This window comes from Lentzea californiensis (assembly GCF_024648825.1).
Lineage (GTDB): Bacteria > Actinomycetota > Actinomycetes > Mycobacteriales > Pseudonocardiaceae > Lentzea > Lentzea californiensis.
This window is the reverse complement of sequence record NZ_JANBBE010000018.1, coordinates 35332-56054: the sequence shown is the minus strand read 5'-3', so window position 1 is coordinate 56054 and position 20723 is coordinate 35332. Positions and strand designations below refer to the sequence as shown.

18 protein-coding genes are annotated in these 20723 nt (G+C 70.3%); 9 read left to right on the top strand and 9 right to left on the bottom strand.

Features of this window, described 5'->3' with window-relative positions; translation table 11 throughout:
* Window positions 1-98 precede the first annotated feature (98 nt).
* Window positions 99-938 (top strand): helix-turn-helix transcriptional regulator, encoded by an 840-nt coding sequence (locus LX88_RS40015; RefSeq protein WP_258952964.1) that lies wholly within the window; start codon window positions 99-101, stop codon window positions 936-938.
* On the opposite strand, the gene LX88_RS40010 is transcribed toward LX88_RS40015, so the two are convergent.
* Entirely contained in the window at window positions 931-1407 is a 477-nt protein-coding gene (locus LX88_RS40010) for a GNAT family N-acetyltransferase (RefSeq protein WP_258952963.1), read from the bottom strand. The genes LX88_RS40015 and LX88_RS40010 overlap by 8 nt on opposite strands.
* Window positions 1404-2426, bottom strand: a complete 1023-nt coding sequence (locus LX88_RS40005; protein ID WP_258952962.1) for an alpha/beta hydrolase-fold protein — start codon at window positions 2424-2426, stop codon at window positions 1404-1406. Before LX88_RS40005 ends, LX88_RS40010 begins: the two co-directional genes overlap by 4 nt.
* Before the next feature lie 53 nt (window positions 2427-2479).
* On the opposite strand from LX88_RS40005, the gene LX88_RS40000 reads away from it, so the two are divergent.
* From LX88_RS40000 to lnt, 5 genes are all read left to right on the top strand, one after another.
* Complete coding sequence (locus LX88_RS40000; RefSeq protein ID WP_258952961.1) at window positions 2480-3061, top strand: TetR/AcrR family transcriptional regulator; 582 nt, start codon at window positions 2480-2482, stop codon at window positions 3059-3061.
* Between the two features lie 46 nt (window positions 3062-3107).
* Window positions 3108-3878, top strand: a complete 771-nt coding sequence (locus LX88_RS39995; RefSeq protein WP_258952960.1) for an SDR family NAD(P)-dependent oxidoreductase — start codon at window positions 3108-3110, stop codon at window positions 3876-3878.
* 91 nt (window positions 3879-3969) lie between these two features.
* A complete protein-coding gene (locus LX88_RS39990) occupies window positions 3970-5544 on the top strand; it encodes a sigma-70 family RNA polymerase sigma factor (RefSeq protein WP_258952959.1) in 1575 nt (524 codons plus the stop codon).
* A gap of 67 nt (window positions 5545-5611) precedes the next feature.
* Complete coding sequence (mptB, locus tag LX88_RS39985) at window positions 5612-7063, top strand: polyprenol phosphomannose-dependent alpha 1,6 mannosyltransferase MptB (RefSeq protein WP_258952958.1); 1452 nt, start codon at window positions 5612-5614, stop codon at window positions 7061-7063.
* Window positions 7050-8528: an apolipoprotein N-acyltransferase gene (gene lnt / locus LX88_RS39980; protein WP_258952957.1), complete on the top strand. Its 1479-nt coding sequence runs from the start codon at window positions 7050-7052 to the stop codon at window positions 8526-8528. Before mptB ends, lnt begins: the two co-directional genes overlap by 14 nt.
* Before the next feature lie 96 nt (window positions 8529-8624).
* Here the strand turns inward: lnt and LX88_RS39975 are convergent, their stop codons facing one another.
* The 3 genes from LX88_RS39975 to LX88_RS39965 form a co-directional block, all read right to left on the bottom strand.
* Window positions 8625-9530 (bottom strand): ArsR/SmtB family transcription factor, encoded by a 906-nt coding sequence (locus tag LX88_RS39975; protein ID WP_258952956.1) that lies wholly within the window; start codon window positions 9528-9530, stop codon window positions 8625-8627.
* A gap of 199 nt (window positions 9531-9729) precedes the next feature.
* On the bottom strand, window positions 9730-10155 hold the full coding sequence (locus tag LX88_RS39970; RefSeq protein ID WP_258952955.1) for a peptidase inhibitor family I36 protein: 426 nt from the start codon (window positions 10153-10155) through the stop codon (window positions 9730-9732).
* 131 nt (window positions 10156-10286) lie between these two features.
* Window positions 10287-11732 (bottom strand): phenylacetate--CoA ligase family protein, encoded by a 1446-nt coding sequence (locus LX88_RS39965; protein WP_258952954.1) that lies wholly within the window; start codon window positions 11730-11732, stop codon window positions 10287-10289.
* A gap of 90 nt (window positions 11733-11822) precedes the next feature.
* Here LX88_RS39965 and LX88_RS39960 point away from each other — a divergent pair, with 90 nt between their 5' ends.
* The 3 genes from LX88_RS39960 (at window position 11823) to LX88_RS39950 (ending at window position 15626) form a co-directional block, all read left to right on the top strand.
* The gene (locus LX88_RS39960; protein WP_258952953.1) at window positions 11823-13520 is read left to right on the top strand and encodes a choice-of-anchor B family protein; all 1698 of its coding nucleotides are present in this window, start codon (window positions 11823-11825) and stop codon (window positions 13518-13520) included.
* A gap of 52 nt (window positions 13521-13572) precedes the next feature.
* A complete protein-coding gene (locus LX88_RS39955) occupies window positions 13573-14436 on the top strand; it encodes a DUF8832 domain-containing protein (RefSeq protein ID WP_258952952.1) in 864 nt (287 codons plus the stop codon).
* Window positions 14437-14510: 74 nt separating this feature from the next.
* Window positions 14511-15626, top strand: coding sequence for a glycosyltransferase (locus LX88_RS39950; RefSeq protein WP_258952951.1), 1116 nt, complete (start codon window positions 14511-14513; stop codon window positions 15624-15626).
* Here the strand turns inward: LX88_RS39950 and LX88_RS39945 are convergent.
* From LX88_RS39945 to LX88_RS39930, 4 genes are read right to left on the bottom strand one after another with little or no spacing between them, the layout of a single operon-like run.
* A complete protein-coding gene (locus LX88_RS39945; protein ID WP_258952950.1) occupies window positions 15601-16875 on the bottom strand; it encodes a cation:proton antiporter in 1275 nt (424 codons plus the stop codon). The genes LX88_RS39950 and LX88_RS39945 overlap by 26 nt on opposite strands.
* A 16-nt stretch (window positions 16876-16891) precedes the next feature.
* The gene (locus tag LX88_RS39940; protein ID WP_258952949.1) at window positions 16892-18187 is read right to left on the bottom strand and encodes a cytochrome P450; all 1296 of its coding nucleotides are present in this window, start codon (window positions 18185-18187) and stop codon (window positions 16892-16894) included.
* On the bottom strand, window positions 18181-19176 hold the full coding sequence (locus LX88_RS39935) for an alpha-hydroxy acid oxidase (RefSeq protein ID WP_258952948.1): 996 nt from the start codon (window positions 19174-19176) through the stop codon (window positions 18181-18183). Before LX88_RS39935 ends, LX88_RS39940 begins: the two co-directional genes overlap by 7 nt.
* Window positions 19173-20723: an NAD(P)-binding domain-containing protein gene (locus LX88_RS39930; RefSeq protein WP_258952947.1), complete on the bottom strand. Its 1551-nt coding sequence runs from the start codon at window positions 20721-20723 to the stop codon at window positions 19173-19175. The genes LX88_RS39935 and LX88_RS39930 overlap by 4 nt, the downstream gene beginning before the upstream one ends.

Here is a 20723-nt window from a genome sequence, read left to right as displayed (position 1 = left end):
ACTGAGCTTCTGCCGGTGTCCGCCACTGCGGCAGAGAGCCGTTATCGGGGGATCGGCGATCCCTGGTTCGCGGCGCGCGGGCCCGGATACTGGGGTTCATGGATCGGGTGGAACTCGCGGGATTCCTCAGGCGCCGCCGGGAGGAGCTCAGGCCGGAGGACGTCGGCCTGCCGGTGGGCGCGCGCAGGCGGGCGCCGGGGCTGCGGCGTGAGGAGGTCGCGGCGCTGGCCGCCATGTCCACCGACTACTACACGCGCCTGGAACAGCAACGCGGCCCGCAGCCGAGCGAGCAGATGCTGACCGCGCTGGCCCGCGCTCTGCGGCTGACCGATGACGAACGCGACTACCTGTTCCGCGTCGCCGGTCGCAACGCCCCGTCGCCCCGGACGGGCGCCACCCACGTGGCGCCCGCGCTGCAACGGGTGCTGGACCGGCTCGACGACACCCCCGCGCTGATCCTGTCGAACCTCGGCGAGGTCCTGATGCAGAACCGGTTCGCCGAGGCGCTGTACGGCGACTCCTCGCGCTTCACCGGGTATGCCCGCAGCGGGATCTACCGCTGGTTCACCGACCCGGACGAGCGCCTCGTCTACCCCGAGCACGACCGCGACAGGCAGGGCCGCACCCAGGTGGCGAACCTGCGCGCCGCCTACGCCTCGATGGGCCCGCGCTCACGGGCCGGTGAGCTCGTTCGCGCACTGCAGAAGGAAAGTGCGGAGTTCGCCGAGTTGTGGGAACGGCACGAGGTCGCGAAGCGGTTCGAGGACCACAAGGTGCTGATCCACCCCCAGCTCGGGGAGATCGAGGTGGACTGCCAGGCGTTGTTCACCGAGGACCAGTCGCAGGCGCTGCTCGTGCTGACCGCGCCGCCGCGCACCGAGGCGTTCGACAAGCTGCAGCTGCTCGGCGTGCTGGGCACGGAGAAGTTCGTCAGCTGAGGACGAGGATCGTCTCCTCGATCTCGGCCTTCCGGGCCGCCGCGTAGCCGACGTCGGTCCCGACCGGCTTGAACCCCGCCCTCGTGAGCACGCGCATCGACGCCGGGTTGTCGCTGGCCACACGGGCGTGCAGCGGCCGGACCGTCACCTGTTCCAGCAGCAACGCCACCGCCCGCCCGGCGACGCCCTGGCCCCAGACCGCGCGGTCGACCCAGTAGGTGATCTCGGTGTCGCCCTCCATCACGAAGCTGGCGATGCTGCCCACCACCGCTCCGTCACCGAGGATGACTTGGTTCAGGGTCTCGGGATTGCCCCGGATCTCGCGCATGTGCGCGTCGAACGCCTCACGGTCGTCGGGGTCCTCCGCGGTGAACGCCGCCATCCGCACCGATTCGGGATCACGCATGAAATCGAACAATATGTCCAAGTCCGCGTCCTCGAGGCCTCTCAGGGCCACTTCGCTGATCATCGAGCGAGCCTAGTCGCGAGCCACGACAAAGACAGTGGATAGCGATAATCGATCGCCCCGTGTCCCGCGTCGAAGAGCTCGAAGTGCACGCGCTCGTCCGGAATCCCGGCCGCGGCGATCTCCTTGCGGAACGCCTCCGCGCCCAGGTCGAGGAAGTACTCGTCCCGCTTGCCCGCGTCGATCCACACGGCCCTCAGCGAACGGATCGCGTCGGCACGACCGGCGACCATCCGCACCGGGTCCCAGTCGAGCCAGCGCTGCCACACCTGCGGGACCGGCGCTCCGGTGACCGGGTCGAACGGCAGTTCCGGCGTCCCGTCCTCGCGCGCCGAGAAGCACGCGGCGACACCGAGTATCCCGAGCAGGTCCATGTCCTCGGGCTTCGTGAACGCGGTCCGGCTGGTGAAGTCCGTCCACCACTTCTGGACGTCGTGGTCGTAGCCGCGCAACGCCCGTGCGGCCTTGCCGAAGTCCGCGAGGTAGCAGAGCTCGTAGAGCGCGTCACCCGCGTGCGTGGCCAACGCACCGAACAGGTCGGGCCGCAGCATCGGCGTGATCATCGCGCCGAACCCGCCGGAGGACTTGCCCGCGATCGCCCGTGACTCGCGGTCCGGGATCGTGCGGTAGTGCGCGTCCACCCACGGCACGACCTCGTCGCACAAGTACGAGTGGTAGCGGCCGGTACCGGGGGAGTCGACGAACTGCGACCCGCCGTACGACGTCCACGCGTCGACGTAGACGACTATGCAACCAGGGGCTCCTTGCGCGAACACCGCGTCGGCCGTCTCGATGAACGGCTGCCGGAACGGCATCCGGTTCGCCCACATCGCCACGTGCCCGGTGTAGCCCTGGATCACGTACACGGTGGGGTAGTGCTCGGTCCCGGAGTCGTAGCCCGGCGGCACGTACACCCACAGCGGCCGCTCGTGCGGATCACCGAGCGGGTTGTCGCGCAGCAGCACCGAGTCGACGGTGTGCCGGTCCAGCCGACCGGCGAGCGGTCCCTCCCAAGGCAGCATGCTCCCAGTCAACCACAGTGGACTCGCCGGTCCAGAAAACTTAGGCTCGGGTCATGGCACTGACGACGAAGGGGCGCGCGACCAGGCAGCGCATCATCGAGGGCGCCGCGGCCTACCTGCGCAGCGACGAGCCGGCGGGCGTGACGCTGGACGACATCCGCGCGATCACCGGGACGAGCAAGAGCCAGATCTTCCACTACTTCCCGGACGGCAAGGAGCAGCTCTTCCTCGCCGTGGCCCGCCACGAGGCGGATCGCGTGCTCGACGACCAGCAGCCGCACCTGGGCGCGCTCACGTCGTGGGCGGCCTGGGAGCGGTGGCGCGACTCGGTGATCGCCCGGTACCGCGCGCAGGGACGGCACTGCCCGCTGGGCACGCTGATGGGGCAGGTCGGGAGCACGCCGGGCGCGCACGAGGTGGTCAGCACACTGCTGAGCCAGTGGCAGGCTCACGTGTGCAAGGGGATCGGCGCCATGCAGGCGGCCGGGCTGGTCCGGGAGGCCCTCGACGCCGACCGGGTCGCCGCCGCCTTCATCGCGGGCATCCAGGGCGGGGTCCAGGTGCTCATGTCGACCGGTCACGTCGGGCACCTCGAAGCGGTGCTCGACACGTTGCTCGACCACCTGCGCGGCTGATTTTCTGGACTTGCTGGTCCAAAAAAATGCTCGTAGCTTCGAGGACATGACACAGCGACTGGAGGGCAGGACCGCCCTCGTCACCGGTTCCACCAGCAACATCGGCCGCTCGATCGTGGTCGCCTTCGCCCGCGAGGGAGCGCACGTCGTCGTTTCCGGGCGCGACGAGGCCAGGGGAGCGGAGGTGGTCGCGCAGATCCGCGCGGACGGCGGGAAGGCCGACTTCGCCCGCGCCGATCTCGACGGTTCGCCGGACGCGAGCCGCGCGCTCGCCGCCGACGCCTCCGCGCTGCTGGGAGGTCACGTCGACGTCCTCGTGAACAACGCGGGCATCTACCCGCCCTCCACCACCCCGACGACGGACGAGGAGACCTTCGACCGGGTCTTCGGGGTCAACGTGAAGGCGCCGTTCTTCCTCACGCAGGCCCTAGTTCCCGCGATGATCGGCGCCGGCGGCGGTGTGGTCCTCAACCTGGGTTCGTGGATCACCAGGCTCGGCGTCCCCAGCGGGGCGATCTACAGCACGAGCAAGGGCGCGGTGGAGACGCTCACGCGGGCGTGGGCGGCGGAGTTCGGGCCGCAGGGCATCCGGGTCAACGCCATCTCGCCCGGCGTCATCGCCTCGGCGGGCTGGGACGACACGACCCGCGGCATGGCCGACGGGATGATGCGCGGCACGCCCGCCGGACGGTCCGGGCACCCGGACGCGATCGCCGCCGCGGCGGTGTACCTGGCCTCGGACGAAGCCGAGTTCGTGCACGGCATCGTGCTGGACGTCGACGGCGGCCGCACCGGGGTGGCGGTCGTCGCCGTGTGACCCCGGTCACCTTCCGGTCCGGTTTCTGTGACCTGAGGTGAGACTCGCCGGTCTCCCATGGCGTACAGGACAGTCGGCGAAGGGTGCGGAAGTGACGGGTCGGGAGTGGCTGGGGCAGGTGGACGCGGAGCAGGTGCAGGCCGCGCGGGCCGGTGATCGGACGGCCCTCGACGCCGTGGTCGCGGGTTGCCTGCCGCTGGTCTACAACGTCGCCGGTCGGGCGCTGCACGCCGATTCCGACGTCGACGACGTGGTGCAGGAGACGATGGTCCGCGTGATCCGCGGCATCGACGCGCTGCGGGAGCCGGACCGGTTCCGGTCGTGGCTGGTCGCCGTCACCATCAACCAGGTCCGCGACCACTACCGCCGCCGCGACCTGGCCCCGGCCCCGCTGGAGGAGTACGACCGGGCCGATCCGGGCGCCGAGTTCGTCGAGGTCGCGTTGTCCCGGCTGCACTTCGCCCAGCAGCGCCGCGAGGTCGATGAGGCCGCGCGCTGGCTGGACCCGGCCGACCGCGAGCTGCTGGCGCTGTGGACGCTCGAACGCGTCGGGCAGCTGACCAGGGCCGAGGTCACCGACGCGCTCGACCTCGGCGCGCACGCGGTCACGGTGCGCGTGAGCAGGCTGAAGGGCCGCCTGGAGACGATCAGGCACCTCGTCCGCGCGTTGTCGATGGAGCCGCGGTGCGCCGGGCTCGACCGGGCGGCGCAGGGCTGGAACGGCGAGCCCAACCCGTTGTGGCGCAAGCGGCTCCTGCGGCACGTCGACGACTGCGGACGCTGTGGACGAGGCGTGGACGACGCGATGCCCGTCGAGCGCATCCTGACCGGCGCCGCGCTGCTCGTGGTGCCGGCCGCCTACCTGCCCCGGCTGCTCGAGACCCTCATGGACGTCACCCCGGACTCCGTCGCGTTCGAGTCCGACCTCGGCACGGTGCCCACGCACCTCGCCGAACCGGCCGGCGTGTTCGGCAAGCTCGCGGGCATCGCCGGCGGCAAGCCGGTGCTCGTAGTGGCGGGCGCCGCGGCCGTGTGCGCGCTCGTCGGCGTGGTCGGCACGATGGTGCTGCTGCCCTCCGACCCACCGGCGGCCGTGGCCGGGCCGAACACCACGCAGGGACTGGCGCTCAGCACGTCCTCGTCCCAGCCGGCGGAGACCACGTCCGCGGCGTCGAGCGCACCGACCACGACGACCACCACCACGACAACGACGGCACCGCCCGAACCCGTCCGCGCCGCCACGCCGGAGGAACGCGTCCTGGCGCTGATCAACGAGACCAGGGCGAAGGCCGGCCTGGCACCGCTGACGGTCGACCCGGCGCTGGTCACCGCGGCCGACCGGCACACCAGGGCCATGATGAGCAACGGCTGCGGCCTGTCGCACCAGTGCGCCGGCGAGAGCGGCCTCGGCGAGCGCAGCACCGCGGCGGGCGTGAAGTGGAGCTCGGTCGCGGAGAACGTCGGCATGGGCGGCCCGGTCAAGGACAACGTCGAGGCGATCTCCAAGATGGCGCTCGGCCTGACCCAGGGCATGATCGACGAGAAGCCGCCGAACGACGGCCATCGCAAGAACATCCTGAGCAAGTCCTCCACCCGCATCGGCATCGTCGTGGTCCGTGACGCCAAGGGAACCGTGTGGATGACGCACGACTTCGCCGGAAGTTGAGCCGCTCCACACAATTAGAAAAGATCATCCTTAGGTCGTACGTGGGAACGCGACCACGGTCGGACGCGTGACGATCCGCCCAAGCAGCACTGTGTCTCCCGTGCAGACCGTCACCTACCGCTGGCCGACCGCGGTCGTCACCGACACCCCGGAACTGTTGCGCTGGACGGGTTTCGGCGGTGCGCTCCTGCTCACCGCCGGTGCCTGGGCCGTGAGCGCCAGAACCGGTGGCGCGGTGGCGCTGGGCGTCGCGATCGCGGGTGCCGGTCTGGTCGTGCTGACCTGGGCGCTGCTCGGCCGCACCAGGCCGGACCCGGGGTGGCTGCGCCGGACGCTGGCCTGGTGGTGCGCGCCGCTGCTGGTGGCGCCGCCGCTGTTCAGCGCGGACGTCTTCAGCTACCTGGCCCAGGGCGAGGTGGCCGCGAAGGGGCTCGACCCCAACGTGGTCAGCCCGGCGGCCGGCGCGAGCGCGGAGGCCGTGGCACGCGTCGGCGTCTACTGGCGTGAGACGCCGTCGCCGTACGGGCCGTTGTTCACCACGGTCGAGCGGGCGATCACCGAGGTCACCGGCGGCGACCCCGTCCTGGGCGTCGTGCTGTACCGGCTGGTCGCCGCGCTCGGACTGCTGCTCGTCGTGTGGGCGGTGCCCAGGCTCGCCGCCATGACCGGTGTGCAGGAGCGCACGGCGTTGTGGCTGGGCGTGATGAACCCGTTGGTGCTGTGGCATCTCATCGGCGGTGTCCACAACGACGCGCTGATGCTCGGTCTCATGCTGTCCGGCACCGTGGTCGCGTTGCAGGCGCTGCCCGAACTGAAGTGGTGGCAGTACACGGCCGGTGTCGTCCTCATCGGACTGGGGGCGCAGGTCAAGCTGCCCGCGCTGGTGGCGTTCGCGGTCGTCGGTACCGCTCTGGCGCGCAGGCTGGGCGGTGGCTGGATCAGGTTCGTCACGGCGGGCTTCGCCATGGTCGTGGCCGCCGGGGTGGTGTCGGTCGTGACGTCGCTGGCCGGCGGGTCCGGGTTCGGCTGGGTGCAGGCGCTCGGCACGCCGTCGAAGGTCAACAGCTGGATGGCGCCGACGAACTGGCCCGGCTATCTGGCGGGTGCGGTGTCCGGCCCGCAGGCCGGGCAGGCGATGATCTCCTCGGCACGGATCGCGGGGCTCGTGCTGATCCTGTGTGGAGTGGCGGTGCTGTTGGGCCGCCAGCTGCGCGGACGGATCTCCGAGGTGACGTCGCTGGGAATGATGATGAGCGTGATCGTGGTGCTGGGGCCGGTGATCCAGCCGTGGTACCTGCTGTGGGCCGTGCTGCCGCTGGCGGCGTGCCTGCCGGTGGGGCCGTGGCGGACGCGGGTCGCCGTGCTCGCCGGGGTGTTCGCACTGCTGGTGCCGCCGCTCGCGGGCAACTTCGCGGGCCGCGTGCCCGAGCTGGTCGGTGCCTACGTCGTCGGGATCGCACTCGTCGGCGGCGCGTACCTCGTCCTGCGCCGGGCGAGGGTGTCCGTTGCGCAAGCCTGATCTCGCCCGCTACGGCGCGGCGGCGGTGGCCGGCGGCGCGCTGGCCCTGAGCTTCCCGCCGCGCACGCTCTGGTGGCTCGCCGTTCCGGCGTTCGTGGTGTTCTGGCTGGTGCTGAAGGGCGCGGGCGCCCGTCGCAGCGCCGGTCTCGGGTTCGCGTTCGGACTCGCGTTCTTCCTGCCGCACCTGTGGTGGATCCAGCACTTCCTGGGCAACGACTTCGGGCCTTGGCCGTGGCTGGTGCTCAGCGCGTTGATGGCGTTGTTCATCTGCGGTGTCTGCGCGCTGTTCCCGCTGGTCACGCGGCTGCCGGCGGCTCCGGTGTGGGCGGCGCTGCTGTTCGTGCTGCAGGAGACCCTGCGCGGGCTGATCCCGTTCAACGGCTTCCCGTGGGGCCGTGTCGCGTTCGGCCAGGTCGACGGGCCGTTCGCGCGGCTCGCCGTGCTCGGTGGCGCGCCGCTCGTCACGTTCGCCGTGGTGTTCACCGGGTTCGGCCTGGCCGCCTGGTTCCCGCGGTGGACCCGCGCCTGGGCGCTGGTGCCGGTCGTCGCCTCGCTCGCCGTGAGCCCGTTGATCTCGATCGAGGCGCAGACCGGCGAGCGGACCGTGGCGGTCGTGCAGGGCAACGCCCCCGACCTCGGCCTCGGCCTGCTCACCGAGGGCGCCACCCTGCGCGACAACCACCTGCGCAAGACCGCGGAACTGGCCGCGCTGGTCCGCGGCGGCGCACTGCCGAAGCCGGACCTCGTGGTGTGGCCGGAGAGCGCGACCAGGACCCGTGACCGAGACCCGGTGCTCGACGCGGCCATCGCCGACCTCGGCGTGCCGACCCTGGTGAGCGCACTGCGCGACGGGCAGAACTCCGTCATCACGTGGGATCCGAAGGCCGGCGCGGGGGAGTCGTACGCGAAGCAGGAGCTCGTCCCGTTCGCCGAGCACATCCCGCTGCGCCCGCTCGCCCGGATCTTCACGCCGTTCGCGGACCAGCCCGATCTCGACGCGGGCACCGAACCGGGTGTGCTGGACATCGCGGGCACGCGCGTGGGCGTCGGCATCTGTTACGAGGTCGCCTACGACTACGTGCTGCGGGAAAGCGCCGCCGGCGGCGCCCAGCTCCTGGTCGTGCCGACGAACAACGCCTGGTACGGCCGCGGCGAGATGACCTACCAGCAGCTCGGGATGGCCCGCCTGCGCGCGATCGAACACGGCCGTGCGGTCGTGGTCGCGGCGATCAGCGGCGTGAGCGCGGTGGTGCGGCCGGACGGCAGCGTCGTGCGGTCGACCGGGATGTTCACCGACGACCTGATGGTGGACACCGTGCCGTTGCGCACGGACGTGACGTTCGCGACGCGGTTCGGCGCCGCGATCCACGTCCTGCTCACGGGCTTGGCGCTGGCCGCGTGCGTGGCCGGGTTGTGGTCACGGCGGGCGCGAAGGTCGACAGGCTCCCCGGCAAGCCAGGACTGAGCGACGGGTGTGGGTTCCAGGCTCCCGCGGGAACCTGGAACCCACACCCGCGACCGCAACCACCTCTCCGGCGCTCCGGTCTCGCGCGACGCGAACTCAGTTCTTGCCGAGCAGGGCCGACCCCAGCAGCGTTCGCTGGTGCAGCACGGACAACCCCTGCCTTTCCGTCGTCAGCAACCCCGCCTCCCGCAGCACCGTCGTGTGCCGGCTGACCGACGACGGTGACGCGCCGAGGCGTTCCGCCAGCTCGGTCGTCGTGGCCCCGGCACCGACGGCCGCCAGCACCGCCGACCGGGTCGTGCCGAGCAACGCCGCGAGCGCGCCCTGCTCACGCCGTCCGCTCGCGAGCTGACGCTGCCACGTCCAGTCGTGGTGCAACGGGTACACCACGGTCGGCGGCAGCCCCGGATCAGCGAACGCGACCGGTGTGCGGCGGCAGAAGTACGACGGCACCAGCCGCAGCCCGCGCCCGTTGAGGTACAGGTCCCGGTCGTGCGCGTACTGGACCTCCAGCACCGGCGCCCGCCAGTTCATCAACGGCCACATGCCCCGCAGCAACCCCTCGACGTCACACGCGAGACCGTTGCGGTGCACCCGATCGGTCTCGACCGCCTCGTCGATCAGATCGCCGTACGGCTCGATCACCTCGCGGTGGTACCGGATGAGCGCCTCGGTGAGGCCCATCAGGGACTCGCCGTCGCCCGCCGCCAGCGGACGCGTCCACTCCGGAACCGGCCGCACCTCCTCCAGCCGCCGGAACTCCTCTCGCAGCCGGTGCCGGGGTGTGGACCGGATCGCGGCGAGCGCGCTCCCCAGTCCTTGCGCACCCTCGGGCGGTGTGAGGAAGTCCGGGAAGTACGGACCGAGCGGTGCGAGCACGGACAGCATGCGAACGCCGGACGTGATCACCTGCCGGTCCCCGTTGCGGCGGACGTGACGAAGCCACGGCTGCAGCAACAACCCGTTGTCCAGTTCGGTCAGCCGAAGCCGGCTGAACACCATTTCCCAGAGTGGATCCACCCTTTCCGCTACCTGCGTACGCTCCAGATCACCAGTGGAAAAATGGATGCGCAACACAGCAACCTCCCCAGTCCAGGTCACCGCGCACAACGATACTGGGCGTGTCACTCCGCCGAATCGCGCAACGAAAACCGGACGCGGGACCAGTGTCCCGCGCCCGGTTCTGTGCTATTGAGCCCGATCAGCCGCAGCTGGTGCTGATCCACTTGTGCGAACGGACCTGGTAGGTGCCGGCGAGATCACCCTTCTTGCCCTGCTTCGTGCAACCGATCCGGTTGTTGTGCCCGGTGTTGCGGTAGAACGCGACGCCCGTGGCGGCGGACGTCCCCCGGTTGTAGACGGACTTGACCTCCTTGGTCGTAGCCCATGAGCACGTGTAGGGCGCCGCGGTCCAGTCGGTGTCCGCCACGTCCCACATGCACCGGCCGCCGGTGCCGCCGAAGCCGTTCCAGAAGCAGACGTGTGCGGTGTCGCAGTCCCAGGCGGCGAGAGCCTGGCCGGTCTCGCTGTCGTAGGCGGCGCCCACCACGGCGGCCTGCGCGACCGGAGCCTCCGCCTGCGCGCTCGGGGCAGCGACCGCGACGGTGAAGAGCATGGCGAGTGGCATCAACGCCAGCAAAATACGCCGAACGAACCTCAAAGGATTCCTCCCTAAACCAAAAAGAATTCGGCCGACGCCACTTTAAGCAGGGAGGGGAAGCGGAGAAAAGCTATTGCTCCGTGGTGCAATAGCGCTTTTCAGGGTCGTCGGGTGTACCTGTGTTTCTCTCCGGCCGGGAAGTACTCCGGATCGCCGTGCGGACGCAACACGACTTCGGGCGACTGCCGTTCGGCCGGGACGTAGTGCGCGTACTCGCTGTTGAGCCGCAGCAGCTGGGTCCGGACCGCCTCGGCGATCACCGCCGCGTCCGCCGTGGCGCCCGGCGCGGTCTCGACGGTGATCCGCAACAACCGGTCGCGATCGTCGTCCTCGACCGACTCGATCACGAACTTCCCCGTCACCACGTCGCTGATGCCGGGCTGCTCCAGGCCGACCGTCACGTTCTCCGGGTAGACGTTCGCGCCGAAGAACGACACCGTGAACAGCGACCGCCCGAACAGGAACACGAACGGCAGCTCCGGCCCGGCAGGGGGAGTGAAACCGTTGCGGGCGCAGTACTGCAGCAGTTCCGCGTGCCCGAGGACCCCGCCCTCGTCGGCGATCCGGTAGCGGATCAGCGGAATCCCGCCGTCCGCGGTGAACACCAGTGTGCCGTCGTGCACCTCGAAGAACCGGCTCGCCGGGTCGTACTGCACGAGCGTCGGCAGCCGCGAGTCGCCGAAGACCTCCCGGGCCTTCTCCGGGTGGGCGGCGAAGAACCCGCGGATGCTCGCCGACAGCGCGGTCTCGTTGCCCAGCACGCCGGAATTCGCTGTGCCGTAGAGAGACGCGACGTCGGTGACGGGGTCCGCGATGCCTGCCCGCCGCGACACCAGGTCGCGCCACTGCTCGCTGAACACCTCACCGGCCAGCACCAGCTTGATCCGGTACGCGGGCCAGTCGACGCCCTGCGCGAGCCCCGTGTCGACGACGTCCTTCACGAACGGCGGGTAGCCCAGCAGCACGACCTGCTCGAAGTGCGGCGCCAGTTCCGGCAGCACCCGCAGGATCTCGGCCTTGTTGTTGCCCGGCGCCACCACCGTGATCGGGCAGCCCTTGGCGGCGAGGTGCCGGACGCACGCCTGCGTGAACAGGCCGCCCACCCACGTGCCGAGTGGGAAGCACACCACGGCCAGCGTCCTGCGCTCGTCCGCTCGGAACCCGTCCACCAGCACCTGCTCGAACCGGCGCGCCACGTGCAGCTCGTCCTCCACGCCGCGCGGCCAGATCGTCGGCCTGCCACTCGACCCCGACGACACGGCGATCATGTCGCAGTTCTCCAGCTTCCCGTCGCGGCAGAGCTCCGGCAGCGGGTACCGCTCGTGGTAGTTCGCCTTGTCGAGCAACGGCAACCGCTGGAAGTCCTCGAACGTCCGGATCGTGGCCGGCTCGATCCCGTTGTCGCGCAAGAGCTTCCGGTAGGCGGGCACCGTCTCCGCCGTGCGCTGGAACAGGTCCAGCACCCAGCTCCCCGACTTCGGCTCACCCGGCGCGAAGAAGTCGTCGAACGCCTGGCGCACGCGGTTCTGGCGGCTGCTGTCCATGGCCCGAGCGTATCGAGCTGATCGACATTCCACCCCGAACCAGACGAACGACGCTTCACGGGGAGTACCTGCCGCTTCTACCGTCTGTTGGTGACCGGGAACCCCCTGCTTCCCGGTGCGAAGGAGTCCAACTACATGAAATCCCTGCGCATGGGGGCGCTGGCCGTCTTGACGGTCTCAGCGGTCGCCCTCTCGATGACGGGCGCCTCAGCCCACGACCCCACCACCGCGGAGGGCCAGGCCGCCGCCAGGACCTTCCTGGCCGACCACCTGCCCGCCGACCGGCACGCCGTCTCCGGCCAGGCCGCCGGCGTCCCGTGCGTCAACGGCAAGGCCGACATCTACCCCTGCAAGAACGTCGACCTGCTCAGCGTGCTGCCCCTGTCCGCGATGGGCGGTGGCAACGGCAACGATATCTGGGGCTGGACCGACCCGTCCTCCGGCAAGGAGTACGCGGTCGTCGGCCGCACCAACGGCACCGCGTTCGTCGACGTCAGCACGCCGACCGCGCCGAAGTTCCTGGGCAACCTGCCGTCCAACGGCGGCAGCAGCTCGTGGCGCGACATGAAGGTCTACAAGGACCACGCCTTCATCGTCGCCGACTTCATCACCGGCCACGGCATGCAGGTGTTCGACCTGACCCGCCTGCGGACGATCACCACGCCGCAGACGTTCACCGCCGACGCCCTGTACAAGGAGTTCGGCCCGGCGCACAACATCGCCATCAACGAGGAGACCGGGTACGCGTACGCGATCGGCTCCAACACGTGCAGCGGCGGCCCGCACATGGTCGACATCCGCACGCCGAAGTCGCCGAAGAACGCGGGCTGCGTCTCCCAGGACGGCTACACGCACGACAACCAGTGCGTCGTCTACCGCGGGCCGGACGCGACCTACCGCGGCCGGGAGATCTGCTTCAACTCCAACGAGGACACGCTGACGATCGTCGACGTGACCGACAAGGCCAGGCCGGTCCAGATCTCGCGCAAGGCCTACTCCGGCGCGCAGTACTCGCACCAGGGCTGGCTGACCGAGGACCAGCGGTACTTCCTGCTCGACGACGAGCTGGACGAGTCGCGCGGCACCGACAAGCGCACCAAGACCTACATCTGGGACCTGGCGAGCCTCGCGAACCCGGTCCACACCGGCGTGTACAACTCGCCGGCCACGGCGATCGACCACAACCAGTACATCAAGGGCAAGTACTCCTACCAGGCCAACTACCAGGCCGGGTTGCGCATCCTCGACGTCAGCGGCGTCGCTTCGGCGCAGCTGACCGAGGCCGGGTTCTTCGACATCTACCCGGCCGCGAACGAGGCGAAGTTCAACGGGGCGTGGAGCAACTACCCGTACTTCGCCAGCGGCATCGTCCTGGTGAACGGCATCGAGCAGGGCCTGGTCGTGGTCAAGCCCAACCTCGGCGCCGTCGAGCCGCCGCCTGTGGGCGGCAAGTTCGAGAACACCGCGGACGTGCAGATCCCGGACAGGGGAGCGGCGGTCACGTCGTCCGTCTCGGTCTCCGGCGTGCCCGGCAAGGCCCCGGCGGCCCTGAAGGTCAACGTCGACATCAAGCACCCGTACCGCGGGGACCTGGTGGTCGACCTCGTCGCGCCGGACGGGACCTCGTTCCGCCTCAAGGGTTCCGGCAACGACTCCGGTGACAACGTGCTGACCACCTACGAGGTGAACGCCGGCGCCGAGGACGCCGCCGGCTCCTGGCAGCTCAAGGTGCAGGACGTGGCCAGCTCCGACGTCGGCTACATCGACGCGTGGAGCCTTCAGTTCTGACCTGACGCGGGTGGGCGGCCGTCGCCGCCCACCCGCGCATCGAGGAGTCGTCATGCGCAAGCTCAGCCTCGTCGACTGGATGTTCGCCCTGCTCGCGGTCGCCGTGGTGGCGGGCGGCGGCATCATGGTGTTCGCCCGGTCCGCACCGCCGATGCAGCACCAGAACATGGGCGCCGTGGTCCCCGCCGCGCACAGCGACGGTCTGTCCGATGTGGAGAGCGGCTACCGCTTCGAGCCGGTCACCACGCCCGGCACGCGAGGCACGGCCGTGCCGGTGGCGTTCCGCATCCTCGACGGCACGAACAAGCCCGTCACCAGGTTCCTCGACAACCAGACGAAGCAGATGCACTTCTTCTCGGTTCGCGAGGACATGTTCGTCTTCGAGCACCTGCACCCCGTCCTGGACGGCGACACCTGGCGCACCGAGCTCTCGCTGCCCGACGGGGGCGTCTACCGGATGTTCGCCGAGTTCGTGCCGCTCGACACGCAGGACCCGCGCCACCCGGTGGTGCTGGGCGTGCCGTTCAGCGTCCCCGGCGACACGACGGTGGTGCCGGTTCCCGCACCCGAGGCCGGCGCGACCACCACCGACGGCTACACCGTGGTGCGCGTGGACGAGGGTCAGCCCAAGCCGATGAGCACGCACGCGCTCCGGCTGTCGATCCGCGCGCCGGACGGCAAGCCGGTGAGCTCGTTGGAACCGCACCTCGGCGCCAACGGGCACATGACCGGCTTCCACACCATGTTGCTGTCGGCCACGCACCTGCATCCGGTCGAGCTGGCGGGGATCCCGTTGGACAACGGTGAGCTGAGCTTCCAGGCGGTGTTCGCCGATCGGGGCGAGTACCGGCTGTTCCTGGAGTTCGTCCACGGCGGCAAGCTGCACCGGGCTGCGTTCACCGTCGGTGTCGTTTAGTTCTATTACTTCAGTGTTGACCAAAACCAAACTTCCGCAGCGTAGAGCACCAGAAGATCGTTAGCCTCGACGAGGTGCGCATCCTCTTCTCGTGCCGTCCCGCCTACGGCCACCTGTTCCCGCTGATCCCGCTGGCGCGGGCGGCACAGCGGGCCGGGCACGAGGTCGTGTTCGCGACCGGCCCGGGCTTCGTCGAAAAGGCGCGTGCGCTGGGCTTCGAGGCCCACCCGTCGGGAATCTCGATCGCCGACGCCGAGGCGGAGGCCCGCCGGCGGCACGGCGACGCGGAGGTCCCGCGGTTGCTGATCACGATGTTCGCGGACCTGGTGCCGCGGGCGACGGTCAGGGACCTCGGCGCACTCCTGCCGCGGATCCGGCCCGACCTGGTCGTCTACGAACAGAGCGACACCGGTGCCGCCAAGGCGGCGCGCGACGCCGGGATCCCGTTCGTCGCGCACGTGATCGGCCGCTCGATGCCTCCCGCGATCCAGCGGATGGCCGCGGCGGAGATGGCGTGGATGTGGGAGGGCACCGCACCCGCCGACCTGATGCTGGGCGACGTCGCGATCGACCTGTGGCCGGACACCGTGCGCGATCCGGTCGTCGCGGCGCTGCCCACCGTGCTGCGGCAACGGCCGGCGGCGTTCGACCTGGACGTGCCGATGCCCGGGCTCGGTACCACGAAACCGTTGGTGTACCTGACACTCGGCACGGTGTCGTTCGGTACGACGGACGTGCTCCGCAGGGCGGTCGGCGGTCTCGCCCGGCTGCCGGTGAACGTCCTGGTGGCCGTCGGACCGGGTGATCCCGCGTCGCTCGGTGACGTGCCGGCGAACGTGCACGTCGCCGGGTTCGTGCCACAGGCGGAGGTGCTCCGGCGGGCCGATCTCGTGGTGCACCACGGCGGAACGGGCACGGTGCTCGGCGCGCTCGCTGCCGGTCTGCCGCAACTGGTGCTGCCGCAGGGCGCCGACCAGTTCGTCAACGCCGACGTGCTCGCCGAGACCGGCGCGGGTGCGAAGCTCGTCGGCCAGGAGATCACCGCGGACGCCGTCACGGACGCGGCGGGCCGTCTGCTCGACGACCCGTCGGCACGGGAGGTCGCCGTGGGGGTGGCGGCCGAGATCGCGGGCATGCCGGCCCCGGCCGCCGTCGTCGAGCGGCTCAGCGCACTGGTGACGGGGTCCTGACGTCGGCCCCGGCCTCCAGGTGGTCGGGCAGCGACGCCCGGTAGATCGGCATCGCCGCGGCCGTGGTGACGATCGCGACGGCGACGAGGATCGCGAACATCTCCGGTGTCACCAGGTCGTAGGCGAGGCCGATGTTGATGAAGATGAGGATCATCAGGCCGCGGGCGTTCATCAGGCCGCCGACCGCGGAGGCGTAGCGCCACGAGTAACCCTGCGCGCGGACCACGAGTCCGCAGCCGAGGTACTTGCCGGCGAACGCGGCCAGCATGATCACCGCGAGCGGGAACCACAGCGCTCCGCCCGAGCCGAAGCCGTCCAGCCGCGTGTTGAGGCCGCTGAACGCGAAGAACACCGGCAGCAGCAGGATGGAGTTCAGGTCGGAGAGCTTGGTCTCCAGCTCGTGGCGCACGACCGGTGACTTGGGCATCGCGAGGCCGGTGATGAAGCCGCCGAAGACCGAGAACACGCCGATGAGGTCGGTGTACCAGCCCGCGAGCAGGACGAGCAGCAGGATCACGGCGACCATGTCGCGGCTGAGCTTGCCGTCGCGTTCGGCGCGTTCCCCGAGCTTGGCCAGCAGCTTGCGGCCCACCGTGAGCATCAGCACGGCGAAGAGCGCCGCGCCGAGGATGGTGCGCAGTGCGCCGGACGGACTGCCGGACGCGCCCACGGCGATGATCAGCGCGAGGAACGCCCACGCCACCGCGTCGTCGATGGCGGCGGCGACCAGGGTGAGGCCGCCGATGGGGGTGTTGGCGATGCCGCGTTCCTGCAGGATCCGGGCGAGCATCGGGAACGCGGTGATCGACAGGGCGCCGCCGACGAACAGCATGAACACCCACAGGCTGGACCCCTCGGGGCTCAGCGAGTCGAAGAAGAGCAGTGCCGCGCCCGCGCCGAGCAGGAACGTCGGCACGATGCCGGAGACGGCGAGCACGGACGCCTTGCGCGCGTTGGCTCCCGTGGTGAGGCCGTGGTCCAAAGAGGACCCGACGAGGAACATGTAGAACGTCAGGCCGATCGTGCTCAGGACGTACAGGGTGCTCTTGACGTCGGCGGGGAAGAGCTGGGCCTGCACGCCGGGGGCGACGGCGCCGAGCAGCGCGGGGCCGAGCAGGACGCCGGCGACCATCTCGCCGACCACCCTGGGTTGTTTGACCAGCATGGCGAGCCGTCCGCAGACGGTGGTCGCGGCGAGCACGACCGCCAGCGCGGCGAAGACCTGCAACGCGAAGTGGATCTGGTTCACCGTGGATCTCCTGGGGTCAGTGCCGGACCGGGCAACCCTGCGTGTCGTGCGTGTCGAAGTAGCGCCCGGCCGGCCGGAGCCGGTGGGCGTGCAGCACCATGGCGGTGCCGAGCACGAGCTGGACGACGCTGCGCCAGACGTCCTCCCAGCGGTCGCGCACGCGCATCAGCGCCAGCCTGGACCGCGGTACCGGGCCGTCGCGGACGAGCAGGCACGGTCCGCGGCTGGGCAACGAGCGGGTGTGCGTGACGGAGGAGTGCGGTGTGACGCGGCGCAGCACCTCCCGGGCGGACGCGCGCATCACGATCGGGGACAGGCGCCACGCCGGGCAGGGGCGGTTCGCGGCGACGCCGAACGGGATGTGGTGCTCGTTGCGCGCCGCCGTCGCCTCCCAGCGGCCGGGGTCGAACGCGTCGGGGTCGTCGTACCCGGTGGCGTGGTAGGCGGGGTAGTTGAAGCACAGCACCGAACCGGCGGGGAAGAACGTGCGGTCGTCCAGTTCGATGTCGGCGGTCGTGATGCGGTGGGCGATGCCGAACAACGGGTAGAGCCGGAAGGTCTCGTCGAGGACGTGGGCGAAGTACCGGTCGTCGTCGACGCGCCGGATCGCTTCGGGGTGCTGGGCCAGTGCGAGCAGCAGGTGCGCCATCGCCTCGGCCATCTGCACGACGGCGGTGTTGAAGTAGGTGCCCTGCAGGTAGTGCACCTGCTCGGTCTCCGACAACATCTGCGGCAGCGGGTGCACGACGTCCGCGAGCCGGACCCGCAGGTAGCGCGTGAGGCGGGCACGGCGGGCGGGATGGCGCAAACCCGTGCACTTCAACGAGGTCACGACGTCGGTGGCGTGCGCGACGATCAGGTCACGCGCGTGGCGTGGGCACGGTTCGCCGAACACCAGCTCGTAGAAGTACTCGGCCCACACCGGCATCATCAGCTCGCGCAACCGCACGGCGGTGACGCGGCCGGTGATCACCTCGTCCAGCACCTTCGCGGTGCACCGCGTCGCGGCCGCCGCCAGCGCCTCGCTCGACCCCGCGAGGAACGTGCGGGTCGCGCGGGCCACGTCGTCGTAGCGCGGCCCGGCCTCCAGATGCTCCTGGTGCACCTCGGAACCGGGGGAGAGCCAGTACCAGAACAGGTCCGAGAGCCCGGCGCCCCTGCTGCGGCCGTTCGCGGCGGGGTGGCTGTAGAGCTCCTGGAAGCGCTCGGGCCCGACCTGCTCGTTCGGGAACGTGATGGCGTTGTCGCCGTTGACCTTCTCGAACACCCTGGCGCGCAACGCGACCACCCGTGCGGGCAACCAGTTCAGCACCGGGGTACCACCATGTCCCTGGACAGTTCGCCGCCGCACATCGCCAGGACGTGCTGGAACTCGTCGCGCAGCACGTCGAGCACCCGGCGCACACCCTGCTCGCCGTCCGCCGCCAGGCCCCACAGCACGGGCCTGCCGATGCCGACGGCCGACGCTCCCAGCGCCAGCGCCAGCGCGATGTCCCCTCCACTGCGGACACCGCCGTCGAGCACGACCGGCACCCGTCCGGCCACCGCGTCGACCACGGCGGGCAACGCGTCGAGCGACGCCGGTACGAGGTCGAGCTGGCGTCCTCCGTGGTTGGACACGACGATGCCCGCCACGCCGTGCCCTACCGCGAGCACCGCGTCCTGCGGGTGCAGGATCCCCTTGACCCACAACGGAAGTGTCGTCATGTCCCGGATCCGGTCGAGGTGCTCCCACGACACCGCCGGCGACATCTCGATGTTCCGCAGGGCCGCCCCGGCCAGGTCTCGCATGTTCTCCGCCGCCAGCCCGGCGGGCAGGTCGTGGAAACCGTGTGCGATGTCCCGCCGGTGACGGCCGAAGACAGGGGAGTCGACCGTCACGACCAACGCCGCGCAGCCCGACCGTTCCGCCCGCCGCACCAGGGCCTCCGTGACGTCCATGTCGGGCTGGACGTAGAGCTGGAACCACACCGGCCCGGTCGCGGCCGCCACGACGCCGGCGACGGGCACGGTCGAGGCCATGCTCGACACCAGCGTCGTCGCGCCCGCCGCCCGCGCCGTGGCCAGCTCACCGTCGGGGTGGGCGAGCCGGTGGAACGCGGTCGGCGAGATCAGCACGGGGAACTCGTCGCTGGTCTCGTTGCCCCGCAACACCCTGGGCAGCAGGGCGAGACGCCGGAACGCGGCCTCGTTGTCCGCGAGCACGACCTCGTCCCCGACCCCGCCCGCGAAGAAGTCGTAGTGGACGGGGTCGAGCACCGCGCGTGCCTTGTCGTGCAGTTCCGCGAGCACCGGGTTCACCGGAGGTACTCCCGCAGCGGCGCCTTGTGCACGGCCTCGCTGTTCCACTCGTTCTCGAGGTTCTCGGTGATGTGGTGCTCGTCGACGAGCACGCCGGCGCGGAACCGCCGCACCACCGGGTGCAGGTAGCGGCCGTCGAGCCCGCTGGTGTCGTCCTGCGAGGTGCGGCCGGCGGTGATGTCGAACGGGTTGACCTTGTCGTGGTCCTCGCCGTACTCCAGCGTCACCGTCAGGTACGTGGCGACGGCGCCGAACTCGCCGCGTTCCACGGCCTCGTGCAGGTGCGCGACCGGCACCTCCTCGACGTAGCGCACGGAGCCGTCCTCGCCGGTCAGCACGGCGTCGGCGAGGAACGAGAACAGCTGCCACAGCGCGGAGGTCCGGTTGACCCGCTCGATGACCGCCTCGGTGACGGCCTCGGGCGTGGGGTCGACGGAGCGGCTGGGCCAGTCGACGCCGTGGTAGCGCTGTTCCGCGATCCGGTGCAGTGCGCGCACGCCGTAGCGGAAGCCGTGGATGAACCCGCTGGTCGACTTCTTGAAGTCGCGCATCTGCGTGATCGTGCCCGCGAAGAACAGGTCCGGGACGTTCACCGACTCCCACGCCGCGGTCTGGTCCGGGAAGCGCGAGTTGATGGTGAGCTGGGGCCGGCACTCCGGGGCGAAGATCGAGGCGTCGAACCGGAACCCGGTCGCGAGAATGACCCGGTCGTAGCGGATTTCCTTGACCACCTCGTCGACCCGCTGGAAGCTGACCTTCACCAGGTAGTCGTCGCCGTCGCGGCGGATGCCCCTGATGTGCCCGTCCAGCACGGCGTTCTGCGACTTGAGCTGGTAGGTGTCGAGGAAGTTGTTGTTCACGGCCCGCAGGTGGCCGACGAAGTGCGTCTGCCACGCCAGTTTCAGCGAACCGGGCCCGGCGACGTGGATGACCGAGGCGGTCTCGACGAGGGCGTCGGCGGTCTCGAACGCCGAGTTGCCGCGCCCGATGATCAGCACCTTCTTGTTCGTGAAGTCCTGCGGGTCGACGGAGACGTCGTAGTAGTGCTCGGCGTGCTCGACGCCCTCGATGTCCGGCGTGTACGGCTGCGAGACGCCCGTCGCCACGATGATCCGCTTCGCGCGGTAGGTGCCGCCGTGCTGGTCGCGCACCACGAAGTCGTCCGGCCGCGTCACCGTGACGACCTTGGTGTCGTAGCGGACCGGCAGGTCGTTCTTGACGGCGAAGTCGCCCAGGTAGCGGACCATGTCGTCGGCGTTCGGGAAGTAGCGCGGGGTGTAGCCGGTGAACAGCAGCGCGGGATCGTCGGAGAGCAACGAGTTCCAGTCGACGCGCAGGTTCAGCTCGGGGTCGTCCCAGCCGGTGTGGATCTTGTTGATGGAGATCAGCTGCCGGTGCCGGGGGAAGCGGGTGAAGAACGTCCCCGCGGCCTGGCCGGACTCCAGCACCAGGTGGTCACGTCCCGCCTGTTTGAGCAGGTAGGACGCCTGCAGACCTGCCGGGCCGGCGCCGATCACGAGACACTCGGTCGTTACCTCGCTGGACAC